An 11,636-nucleotide genomic window follows, 5' to 3' on the forward strand; every position below is an offset into this window, starting at 1 on the left:
TTACGGTGTCGCCCCGCGCGGCGTGTCCCACGCCGATAAGGTACGCAGAGCCGCCCGCCGCAGTTCCCAGGAGCGCAACAGTGCGTGCATGGTAGGAAATCCGTCCTCAGCAACTTGCGCCACTGTTCGGCCGCGACGATCTTTGATCCGAGTGTCCGCTCCAGCCTCAAGAAGGCACGCGAGAGCGTCGCCGTTTGACTCGATACAGGCAAAGTGCATTGCACTGAGCCCATCGGCACCAACTGCGTCGAGTGGCCAACCTGCAAGCGCGAGACGGCGGATTGCGGATGAGCAGTTGGTGGCGTCGGCAAAGGTCGCTACCTTCAGTAGCCACGAAGCATCGACGGCACCAGCCTTCCATACCTCAGCCGGCGGCGCAGCCCCGGCAGATAGCAGGGTGAGGACTACGGCGCGCAGTTCGCTGCGCTCTGAATTCAAGGGTAACGAGGTCTCCGGCAAGTGATCCTGCAGAACATAGCCGAGCGCAACTCCTAGGCAGTCCGCATGCTCCGGAGTGCCGGGGCCCATGCCGAACGCTTCGATCAAGGAGCGAAGTATCACCGGCGAGCGAATTCGCGCGGCGAGGTCGATCAGTGTGTTGACCTCGGTGATTCCTTCAGCGGTCGAGAATGAGGCTGCGGGAGCGGCGGGATCCGTCGATGCACCCATGGAGGTAAGCACGCTGAGCATCACACGAACCGCGGGACGGTTCATCGCCAAAACCGCCGCTCCGAGTGCAGTTGCGCGACTGGCCTTAAGTGTCCAGTCCTCGCGCGTGAGCGAAGCAGCGTCTGAATTCGAAAACCTGGAAAGAACACAGACCTTCTGCGAGCTGAATGCTGGACCATGCAGGCTTCTCATCCGCGTCATCAAGTCAAGGCCAGCGCCGTGCTCGATCAACCCGTCTACCAAGTTCCTGGCAAAGCCTTCGTTCAGAGATGCAATCGCGGAATCCGCGACCCAATGCAGGATGTGTTGCGGCGCCAGGTGAACTGGAACACGTAGGCAGTCGATTCCATAGAATCGTCCGCCAGCCTCGCATTGCGATGGCACGAGCTCAATCAGTGGCAGCGCCTTGGCGGTGGTCACGGCGCCGGCTGGATGGGTGACCGCAAGTCCCGCTCAATCGCCAGGAGCGCTCGAGTAGCGCGGGAGGCTTGGCTTGCCAACCGAACTGCCTGCAACCGAGTTGATTTCCGATCGGTGATGTCCGCACAACCGCGGTCGAACAGACCATTGTTCAAATCCACTGCCTTGACTTGCCAGGGGAACCAGGCGACTGCATGGGTCTCGCCTGAGGGAAAGTGATGGATCACGCCATCGTGTCCGGTGACCTCACACAATGCAGTCAGGAACGCCTGGGGCTGATGGCGATAGAAATCGTTGAAGATGGTGTAGTGCTCTGGACCGGCATATGCCTTCTCAGCCTGCCGCAGCGCAGCCTCAAAGGTTTGGGTGGTCGTGTCCCACCAGCTCTGCGCAAGCGGACCATCTCGCTCGCGGATTCCAGGGGCAGAGAGGATCATCTTGCGCGCAGCCCCAATGCCAAGGTCGGGCAACCGTTCGGTCCACGAATCCTCATCACGCGTGATGATCGGATTGCTGACGGAAAGGAACACATCCAGCACCCCAGGGCTATCTTCACCACCAATCTTCTTAAGCGACTCGTCCAAACGCCTGGTCGTGTAGCCTGTGGCAGTTGCCACTGCGTCCGTGAAATAGATGCCCGGACCGTAGGCATCAGAACCAAGGCCCATGTAGTCGTAGGAGAAGCCATGCTCGAGCACTGCCGCTCGATTCCCCGTTCCGTGATGAAAGACTTTCGGCCGCCCCTTGGCATCACGCATCACACTTTTGCCGAACCAGCGGGCAAAGTTCTCACTAACCAAAGAGCCGTCTGGCGCATGGCGGGGATCACTGTCCTTCATGAGCGTTTCTGGATTTTCCATAGGTTCATGCTCGATGCGATGGGAGTCGCACACTTGAAACGGCCGATTGCTGAGCGGCAAAAGCCACCGCCTGGCACGCGCGTTGGGCCACGTCGACCGAGCATCTGTGGGAAACCAGTCGCTCATAGTCCTGTCGTGTCAGGATCGCTGCTACATCGACTTCACCCCGAATTCGAGCCGCGGTAACTCGATGGCCACCATCAGACACAGCTGCGTGATTCGCACCATTCCTGACGGCGCGTCTTGAAAAAAGCAGATGTATCGGCGCCACGATTGGCGCGCTCGCATATGCGATTGCCCGATCTAGCGTAACTGTTCCATCGTACCGGCTACCAGCTTCGTTTGGCCGAACCCACACCAAAGGGATGCGGGCGAGCACTGCCTCGTCGCAGTCCGCAGGCAGGTAGTCGTGGTCGATGCGGCGCTCGCCCATATGTTTGCCTCCCCACCACGCGTCCCCGAGATAACTCATAGCCTCGCTTCGACTTAGGAGCTTGGCCCCATCAGCAAGGCCGCCCCGCGCAGCGTAAAGCGCTGAGTAGTCAATCTCATACATCGGGCTGAGGCCCCCGAGCACATACGGACAAGAACCCCAATGCGGCGCGTGCGGCTGCAGCGTTCCTCGCGAGAGGATCGCTCATTCCAGGGTCTGTGCGGCAGTAGGTTCCTGCGTTCGAGAGCGCGGATTTGATCTGCGTGGGCTCGAGCGCGATCCACACGTCCTGATCACGAAACTCAGTTGACTCGGAACGTTCGTCGTGGCGAATCCGAATCCCATCGCGGCCCGTCTCAACAAGCCAGTATCGCAATGCATCGACGGCTGCCAGTGTAAGTGGCGCGCCTTCCGTAATGCCCCCGAACGCGCGCGCGCGCCGGGTCATGCCAGCGAAAGTAGTTACCCACGGATCTGCGATCATCAGGTACACCGGGTAAATCACACCCCCGCACGCATAACGGTCAGCACCAGATGCGTCTGAGCGCGACGAGAACCAAGATCCTACGACGTCTATGCTGGGTCGCCTTCGGACGCGCTCGACTGACGCCATCCGGTCGAAGGCGTCGAAATCCCCAAGACTGGTTCCGCGCGCTTCCCAGACAGTGCTGCCGTGGTACATCATCTTGGGCATACCATCGTCATCCACACACTGGCTTATGCCAAACCAGTTGCAAAAGTTGACTGCTTGTTTGGTGCCATCGACAGCACAAGCCTCGCCAAATCTGCTAAGCGCGAACTGCGTCACGGGAGTGCTGGCTGTCTCGATGTTCCTCGTGCTCAGCGCTCCAACGGAATGCGTTGCCGGAGGGTTAACTACTGCGGTGACCAAATTCATGCTGCATTTTCAGCGGAGCCAGCAAAACGCGCGATTTTCGACGAAGAAGCTTGATGGCCCGTTATGGTTTGAAAGCAGCGTGAGCGCCGATTTCATCACGTTCCAGAAATGCCATAGCGCGCCGCGCGGGGCCAGTTTCGTCGATCGCAACGGATCCGCCCAGGAGGTCGCGATCGCAAAATCGGGTGTCCAGGGTCGCAAACGCACCGCTATTCGCGAGCGCACTCTTAATTTGGGTCGCGTGGAACGCGATGAAAGACAGACCTCCGCCCTCCGTCTCATTCGCATAGCAAAGCCCGTCGTGCCCAGCTGCAGCCAGCCAGCAGGCCACCTGGCTCCGATCTACGAGTTCAGCTTCCCAGGCCTGCTCGTCGCTGATGACGCCACGCCGGGCTAGTTCACAAGCTACGTCGCGGGGCCCCCAGGTGTGGAGATCGTCTACCCGCAATGGGGAGCGAAGGCACAGGTAGACGGGGAGGATGTGCGCATCATCTACCAACTCCGCCTGCTTGATCCGACGGTTGGCAGCTTCCGTAGAGCCAAAGTGAAACCCAATGTCGTAAGTGAGCTCGAACGAGTCGAACAGAGTATCGGTGGCATGAAAGACGCGAAGAGGCCTACCCCATCGGTCAACGACAGCACTGCCCTGAAACCAGCGGCGAAAATTTTGCTCACGATCGGAGGCGTCCTGCTCCTGTGAACTCGGGACCTGTTTACCAGAGGTCGGCCTCGATGAAGCGGATGCTCCGGCACTGCACACTGAAGCCTCTGTCACTGCGAGCATCCCGTCCCGACGGGCAGGCGGCCTGCTTGAAGCCAACGGCTGCGCCCATTCCAGCGCAGTGCGCGATGACCCCTAAAAGGGTCGAGTGCGATGCGTGCACCCTGGCCCGCGTTTAGAGTCAATCGGCGCGATTCTTGTCTGATGAATACGTTCGTGCAGGACATCGCACCAAAGGTGCCGAGGACAACCCACAGGGCATCTAAGCTGCTTTCGCGAATCATCTTTTCGGCGTGCTCCTCACCCAGCTTGGCACAGAGCTCCGGCATCATGGGCTGGTAGCGCATCATGAGCGCTGGCTCTTCAGGCGCAGCGCCGAAAAGCCGGCGCAGTTTGGCGTCGCACAGTCGCGTAAGCGCCAGGAACTGGTTGGCAGCTGCCTCTAGTTGCAGACTCGCCTGCGCACGGTCAACGATCACGACGCCAGGGGCGAATTCCCATTCACGCTTCTCGTCAAAATAGGTAATCGGCCACACAAGCAGTGCGCCCAACGACGACTCGATTGAAGATACCTCGAGCGGGGATGCCTTTTCCGTGGGCGCCAGGCTATCAGGGATCACTACGCACAACGCGATTCGCCGGGTTGATAAGGCTCTTGTGTAGTCCTGTCGGACATCATAGACCCCGCCATGCTCATATTCGATCGCGGTGACCTGCCATGGCGCATCAAGGCCTGCACCATACTGGTCGAGTGATGCGATTTTACGCTCCTCGTCGCCTGCGGGTATGAGTGGCACATCTAGGGTCAGCCGCTTTGCCTGAGCGAGCCATGCAAGTCCCGTCTCAAGGGCTCTTCCGGAAATCGGCATGGCGTCGGCATACACAGATCGCGTTTTGCCGCATTGCTCGAGCGCCTCATCGATGAAAGAGCACGAAATCTCGTTGCTGCGCTCAGCAGGAACCGATGGAATGCGCGTTTTGTCCATCCGATTATCATAGCTCTCATCGTTGGTTAATCGGCCATGGCGGCGTGTCTATGCACCTAAGTTCCGAGCAAGAGCGAGTCGTATTTAGCAAAGCGGTGCGCTTGAAGGTACATGCCGCCGCGGGCTCCGGCAAGACATGGAGCTTGATCGCGAAGGCGGCCGCGCGCCCTCGGGCGAGAACGCTGTACTTAGCTTTCAACCGTGCGATTAAGCGTGATGCCGAGCAAAAGTTCGGCGGTAATGTCACCTGCGCAACGTCGCATGGGCTCGCGTATCCCCTCTTCGGGGTGCCTTATCAAGCCGCCGGCCTTTTGGTCCCGAAGATCCGGGCAAACGAAGTCGCCGAAGCACTCGACCTTCATTGGGGCAGCGACTTCAACATGCACGTGGCGGACGCGGTACTGCAAGCACTTGCGCGATTCCTTTCGACCGATGCCACTGATTTCGACGAGGCGGCGATCGCGCGGCAGATCGTGCCCGATTCGAAGCTCGAACCAGAGGTCATCGCATCGCTCGCGCGGACCTTGTGGACCCGGATGAGCGACCCCACTGATTCGCGCATTGGGATGGTGCACGACGGGTACTTGAAGCTCTACAGCTTGTCGCGCCCGCAACTGCCCTGGGATGTCATTCTGTTCGATGAGTATCAAGACGCCAACCCCGTAACCGCGGCTCTGGTCGCCGCGCAGAGTTGTGCCCGCGTATACGTCGGCGACGAATCGCAAGCCATTTACGGGTTCCGGGGCGCCGTCAACGCGATGCGGAACTGTCTCGCGGACGAGACCCTTCACCTGACTAAGAGCTTTCGGTTTGGGCAGGGGATCGCTGACGCCGCGAACGCACTTCTCTCGAACTTAAAAGGGGCGCGCCACCCTATTACCGGGACGCAGGATAGATCCCGGATTGGACAGTTTGCTGTCACGGAGCCGCACATGTTCATTGCTCGTGCGAACGGCACGGTGTTTGACGAAGCCGCGAGGCTGATTTCACGCGGACACACGGTCGACTTCGTGGGCGGGATCGAGCGGTACCGTATCGGGGAAGTTCTAGATGCATACAACCTCTTCGCCGGTCAGAAGCAGCTCGTACAGAGCCCGTACCTCAAGGCCTTCCGATCCTTCGATGCCCTCGATGAGTATGCGGTCGTGGTTGACGATAAGGAGTTGAAGGGCCTGGTGAACGCTGTGAAACGTCATGGCCACTCCGTCCCCGACATGGTCTCTCTGATACGCGCCGGCAGCGGTTCGGACACCACAGGCGCAACCGTCAAACTTGCAACCGCGCACAAGTCCAAGGGACTGGAGCACGACTCAGTGCGCCTGGCAGACGACTTCATGCCTTTGATTGGCGCCGATGGCGCAGTGCGCAAGATCGATCCGTCCGAGCACGAGGAAGTGCACGCGGTGTATGTCGCGTTGACACGAGCGCGGCGCTCGCTCTCGCCGTTTACCGATCTCCAGAAGCTACTGGACATTGATCGTTCGCGCTCCCTTCACAACGGGAAGCCGGCGTGGGCCCAGCCGTTGCCGGACCGCCGTAGCGGGATCAACCCGTTGGCCCCGCGGTAACCAGCACCAGGAAACGTGATGCGGATGCTCTACCTTACCTACGACGTCCAGTTTGGCCGTAGAATTTCGACACCACGGCAAATGCCATGTCGGTTGACATCGCGCTGTGTCGCCGCCGCACTAGCGACGGTTTGCGGGCTGGCCGGCAACTGTTTGCCGCGCACCTGTTCCATTGATCGCCTCATAGCGAGGCGATTCCGAAAACGGCGTCTAACGCCGTTTTCCTTTTTGCGGGCGCTCACTGCATGAGCCCGGCTTCTCACAGAGTACCCGCGCGGCGTATGCGCGTGCTGTTCGACTGCCAAAACCTCTTTATGAGCGCAAAGGCTGTCTTCGGCCACAGAGAGCCGAATTTCGACGTAGCGGGGCTTGCCAATGCTCTCGCCGAACGTGAAGGGTATGTGCTGGCAGAGGCAGCCCTCTACACTGGAATGCCCAGTGCGCAGCATGACCCTCGGTGGCACTCATTCTGGTCGAGGAAACTTTCCGCGCTTGCATCGGCGGGGGTGACGATTTTCAACCCGCCCCTACGCTACCACGAGAGAGTGGACCAGCTTCCCGACGGGCGTGTCAGGAAGACGATGATCGCGCGTGAGAAGGGAGTCGACGTACGCATCGCTCTCGACTGCGTGAAGCATGCGCTTCGTGGCGACTGTGAAGCGTTACTCCTCGTCAGCAGGGATAACGACCTTGCTGAAGCGGCAAAGGACGCCAGACAAATCGCCGAAGAGGACGGGCGCAAACTCGAGGTCTTCAGCGCCTACCCTTCCGCCACCACCTGCAAGTTCGTGGGGATCCGCGGCACGCGTTGGGCGCCAATCGACGAGCAGCTCTACAACCAACACCTGGACAAGATAGACCACCGCCGAAGGTCGGCAGAGAGCTCAGCACTCCCTGGCGCCCGAGCCGATCTGGATGCAGCGAGGATGGTTCGACTAGCGGCGGACAACTCGCTGGCAACCACAGCCGGCGCCCGTACTGCAGAGCGTGCCGCGCTCGCCGTGGCCTTTGTCAGCTCTGTAGGCCGGCCTGAAAGCGTTCCAGGCGCTGCGCTAGGCCGAGCCTCGCCCACCCAATGACAGACCCCGCTCAAAGCAGCATGACCCACAGCGCACGCAGCCGGTTCGACTTTAGGAGCTATTTCGACGGGCTCGAACCCGGTACACCCTACACGGGAGTGGGTTCACGCGATGCGCCGCGGCTGATCTGCGAACTGATGTGCGCCTGGGCAATCCTTGCACGGGAACGCGGGCTGATTCTGCGTTCAGGTGGCGCTGATGGTAGCGACCTTGCGTTTGAGAGCGGCGGGCATCCCTCGACGGAGATCTGGCTCCCGTTCCGCGGCTTCAATGGGAATCCCTCCCCACTGGTCGAACCTCCGCCAGGTTCAACGGCGATCGCATCGAGCGTCCATCCAGCGTGGAATCAATGCAACGATTTCAGTCGCAAAGCGCACTCACGCAATGTGCCTCAGGTGCTCGGTCGAGACCTGAGATCCCCATCTGCATTCATGGTGTGCTGGACGCCGCGCGGCGCGCGCGTTGGCGGCACCCGTACAGCAATCGTCCTCGCAGAGCAGCACCACATACCCGTCGTCAACCTCGGCGACTCGGATCAGCTGCGGACCCTGCAAGCCATGATTCCCCCAGAACTGCTCCATGTATCGGCGGCTTTTGTGCGCACGCAGGGGACGCGTGGCGGGTTCATGCCGCCACTGAAAACGCTGGAGGCGAGCACCACAAACCTCGCCCGCTACATCGAACCCTCCGAAGATGCAGAGCAGCGTGATCTGTTCGCTCTGGGCCCATCTGGACGCGGACGTTCGCTGCGACCCTGAGCCGGCGGCTACTGTTGAGCGAAGTCGGCTGCCTCTTGTTCGTCGTCGCAATCGACAACTGGTCTTTCGAGTTCGCGCGCGGCCTGGCGGGCCATCAGCCCGACTACATAGTCGCGAGCACATGGCTTCGCCTCGGCCAGTATTTTGGGATCGGCAAATGCCGCCAGCGGAAGGCCGCAGGCGCTGACGAGCAGATTCACAACGTCTGCGGGGTTCTTGCTCCGCGACATGATTGCCACGAGGAGCCCGGCAGGTGGCGTTTCGAAATGCGGAAGCATCGAATAGATGAACTTCTCGTGACCTTCTAAAACAGCCGCCTCGAGTTCCGACAACAAGCCGCTGCCGAGGGCGTCAAAGCGCAGTCCATGCTTCGCGAACGTCTCAACGATCTTGCAATGGAATGCGCCGCTCTGGGTATCCTCAGCCGCCGCGACGAACGAGCGTGCCGCGGGATGCGTCTTTCGTTTCAGAGCGCTTGCCAGGAATCGCTCTTTATGCTCCTGCGGCAATGTTGTGAGGTACTCGTCAATGATCTCCGCTGAGTACGGCAGCCCGACACCCTCGCACAGCTTCTTGAAGAACAAGGTCTCGTACTCCGGCTCTTCCGCGATAGCTTCCGCGAGTCCTTCCTTGAAGAACATCCGCCAGTACGGGGCGTTGTCCATGGCGCATGTCAGAACCGCCTCGATGGCAGCCTTCGTGGCACGATTCACAACAAACCTGATGACAGCAACGTCGGGCCCCACCTGAGGCTCGCCGGCGGCGGCGTCGCTTGTCGCGGTTGTAGCGACTGGCGCGCCTTCAGCAAAGAACCGAACGATGTCGTCAGAGGCGACCCGACGAGGCAGCCGTTCACGATAGTCCAATGTCACGCTTGGAGCGATGACTTCGGTTGCGAAGGGTACAACGGCTCTGGCGAGGTGGTTGGTTTGCATCTGATCTAGCCCCTAAAACCCGAACAGTCGGGAAAATGTTGATCGACGTCGCGGAAACCGGGCAACCCGATGACCTGAGATCACTGACGCACCCGTCAGAGGCCGTGAGGATGAAGCTCAACAGCTTCCTGTCTCTACGGCCCTAAGATCATTCGACGTGTCGATGATACCAGATCATCCGATTATTGGATTAATCGTCTAAACATTTTATTTGCGACACCCGCTTGCACGTTGCGTGGGGCTGACGCTCACTGCTGATGGATCAGGTGACAGGCCTCGCCGGCAGGCGCCAACAAGCTGCACCCTAGCTTTCAATCAGCCTGCCTGTTGCCGGCTTGCGTCGTCCGTCGACATCCCTTCTCGCGCTGACCACACGAGATCGCATTGAGGCCGGTAAACCCTCATCCTCCAGCGACACGCTCCTCAAGTCACTTTCATTAATGCGCCATTTCAGGCTCGACCATAAAATCACGAGCCACGCCTGATTTTCCGAGCCATAGGGTTGATTATGTTGGACCGAAACGCGCCAGACCTGTCCTATCGCCCCTTCAAGCTCGCTGATGCCCAGACACTTGCTGCGCAGGGGCTCCCCGTGATGCTGGCTCGCCTGTTCGCGGCCCGCGGGATCACCGACGTTCGCCAAGTTCGCGCATCGCTTAACGATATGCTGCCGATCGATCTGCTGAAGAATGCCGCTGCAATGGGCTCCCTGCTTGCGGACTGCCTGGCGAGTCAAGCACGGGTCCTCATCGTCGCGGATTACGACTGCGACGGCGCAACTGCTGCATCTGTTCTGCTTAAGGCTTTTCGCGGCATAGGGCTCAACCACTCCATTCTGGTCCCGGACCGCGTGCGGCATGGCTACGGACTCACCCCGAGCATCGTGGAAGAAGCTGCCGCCCTGCCAGCCCGCCCCGACTTCATCGTTACCGTCGACAACGGTATCTCCTCGATCCAAGGCGTTGCCCGCGCGAGCGCGCTTGGCATCGACGTTCTGGTAACGGATCACCACCTTTGCGGCGATGAACTGCCGGCCGCACGGCTCATCGTCAACCCCAACCAACCCGGATGCACTTTTCCCAGCAAGGCCATCGCAGGTTGCGGAGTTGCCTGGTACGTGGCCTGCGCCTTGCATCGCGAACTCTTAGCGCGTGGGGTCAGTCCTGGGTTCGAGCCGGCTGACCTACTGCAATACGTCGCACTCGGGACCGTAGCCGACGTGGTGCCTCTCGACTACAACAACCGTATCCTGGTCAGGGCGGGGCTCTCGGGAATACGTTCGGAACGTTGCGTTCCTGGCATCAAGGCACTGGCGGCTGTCGCCGAGTGCGACCCCAAGAGCATGACCTGCATGGATATCGGTTACAGGATCGCGCCGCGAATCAACGCCGCCGGCCGACTGGCACACATGAGCGCCGGAATCGAATGCCTCACGAACGAAGGCCCCGACGCCGGCCGCCTGGCCGCTGACCTTGATCAGATCAACGCGTCCCGCAAAGAGATTCAGGCCGAAATGATCGAAGCTGCAGTGGCGATGGCAGACCAGGCGGCGCAAGCCTGCACGGGCTTGGAAACGGAAGCTGTCGTCGTCTACGAACCAGGTTGGCACGAGGGAGTGGTTGGGATCGTCGCGGGGCGGCTGAAGGATCTTCGTCATCGCCCGAGCTTCGTCCTTTGCGACTCAGCTGACGGCAACGTTAAGGGCAGTGGCCGGTCGATCCCAGGCCTGCACCTAAAGCACGCGCTGGATCAGATCAATGTTCAGCATCCAGGCCTTCTTCTGAAGTTTGGTGGTCACGCTATGGCGGCGGGCGTCACCATTGCAGGAGGTCAAGTCTCACGTTTCAGATCGGCTCTAGAGGCCGTGTGCGCTGCGCAGCTAACCGATGCGATGAAACGACGGACACTTCACCATGACGGCGCCCTTCCCGCCCAGGCGATCAACCCGCAATGTGTTGCCGAGATGCTTGCCGAAGTGTGGGGAGAAGGATTTCCAGCTCCGCTCTTTGTCGACACGCTAGACGTTCTCAATGCGCGCGCGATGGGGGCAAATGGCTCTCACCTCAAGGTGAAGGTGGGGAAAGCTGCTGCCCAATGTGACCTGATCGCGTGGGGCGAGGGAGTGCGCAAGGACGCGCTACCCCGACGCGTGCAGGTCGCTTTTACGCCCGCACTAAACCAGTACCGAGGGAATGTGACCGTTCAGTTCATTGCGAAAGACCTCTTGAACGTCGAGCGGACCTCCGCTATGCCTACGCTTCAGCCACCTCGGGCACAGCCCTCGCTCTTCCGCCCTTCTTAGCAAACCG

Annotated in this window: 10 protein-coding genes; 4 read left to right on the plus strand and 6 right to left on the minus strand. The window is 60.2% G+C overall.

Annotated elements, in window-relative coordinates; translation table 11 throughout:
- The 5 genes from ACSFA0_RS23625 to ACSFA0_RS23645 all read right to left on the minus strand — a co-directional run bounded on the left by ACSFA0_RS23625 (window position 1) and on the right by ACSFA0_RS23645 (window position 4,987).
- Window positions 1-1,089, minus strand: coding sequence for a hypothetical protein (locus ACSFA0_RS23625; protein WP_435452701.1), 1,089 nt, complete (start codon window positions 1,087-1,089; stop codon window positions 1-3).
- Complete coding sequence (locus ACSFA0_RS23630) at window positions 1,086-1,949, minus strand: ADP-ribosyltransferase-containing protein (protein WP_435452702.1); 864 nt, start codon at window positions 1,947-1,949, stop codon at window positions 1,086-1,088. The genes ACSFA0_RS23625 and ACSFA0_RS23630 overlap by 4 nt, the downstream gene beginning before the upstream one ends.
- Window positions 1,950-2,497: 548 nt before the next feature.
- On the minus strand, window positions 2,498-3,280 hold the full coding sequence (locus ACSFA0_RS23635) for an ADP-ribosyltransferase-containing protein (RefSeq protein WP_435452703.1): 783 nt from the start codon (window positions 3,278-3,280) through the stop codon (window positions 2,498-2,500).
- A gap of 61 nt (window positions 3,281-3,341) precedes the next feature.
- Complete coding sequence (locus tag ACSFA0_RS23640; RefSeq protein WP_435452704.1) at window positions 3,342-4,064, minus strand: ADP-ribosyltransferase-containing protein; 723 nt, start codon at window positions 4,062-4,064, stop codon at window positions 3,342-3,344.
- Window positions 4,052-4,987, minus strand: coding sequence for a hypothetical protein (locus ACSFA0_RS23645; protein ID WP_435452705.1), 936 nt, complete (start codon window positions 4,985-4,987; stop codon window positions 4,052-4,054). Before ACSFA0_RS23645 ends, ACSFA0_RS23640 begins: the two co-directional genes overlap by 13 nt.
- Before the next feature lie 101 nt (window positions 4,988-5,088).
- Between ACSFA0_RS23645 and ACSFA0_RS23650 the strand changes: the two genes are divergently transcribed.
- From ACSFA0_RS23650 to ACSFA0_RS23660, 3 genes are all read left to right on the plus strand, one after another.
- Window positions 5,089-6,555 carry a UvrD-helicase domain-containing protein gene (locus tag ACSFA0_RS23650; protein ID WP_435452706.1) on the plus strand — a complete coding sequence of 489 codons (1,467 nt, stop codon included), beginning with the start codon at window positions 5,089-5,091 and terminating at the stop codon, window positions 6,553-6,555.
- A gap of 281 nt (window positions 6,556-6,836) precedes the next feature.
- Window positions 6,837-7,634, plus strand: a complete 798-nt coding sequence (locus ACSFA0_RS23655) for an NYN domain-containing protein (RefSeq protein ID WP_435452707.1) — start codon at window positions 6,837-6,839, stop codon at window positions 7,632-7,634.
- A gap of 20 nt (window positions 7,635-7,654) precedes the next feature.
- Entirely contained in the window at window positions 7,655-8,392 is a 738-nt protein-coding gene (locus tag ACSFA0_RS23660; RefSeq protein WP_435452708.1) for a hypothetical protein, read from the plus strand.
- An 8-nt stretch (window positions 8,393-8,400) separates the two neighbouring features.
- On the opposite strand, the gene ACSFA0_RS23665 is transcribed toward ACSFA0_RS23660, so the two are convergent.
- Window positions 8,401-9,327 carry a hypothetical protein gene (locus tag ACSFA0_RS23665; RefSeq protein WP_435452709.1) on the minus strand — a complete coding sequence of 309 codons (927 nt, stop codon included), beginning with the start codon at window positions 9,325-9,327 and terminating at the stop codon, window positions 8,401-8,403.
- Between the two features lie 595 nt (window positions 9,328-9,922).
- Between ACSFA0_RS23665 and recJ the strand changes: the two genes are divergently transcribed.
- Window positions 9,923-11,629, plus strand: a complete 1,707-nt coding sequence (gene recJ / locus ACSFA0_RS23670; protein WP_435452710.1) for a single-stranded-DNA-specific exonuclease RecJ — start codon at window positions 9,923-9,925, stop codon at window positions 11,627-11,629.
- Window positions 11,630-11,636 lie beyond the last annotated feature (7 nt).

Origin of the sequence: Variovorax restrictus, assembly GCF_051216715.1 — a bacterium.
Taxonomy (GTDB): Bacteria; Pseudomonadota; Gammaproteobacteria; order Burkholderiales; family Burkholderiaceae_C; genus Variovorax.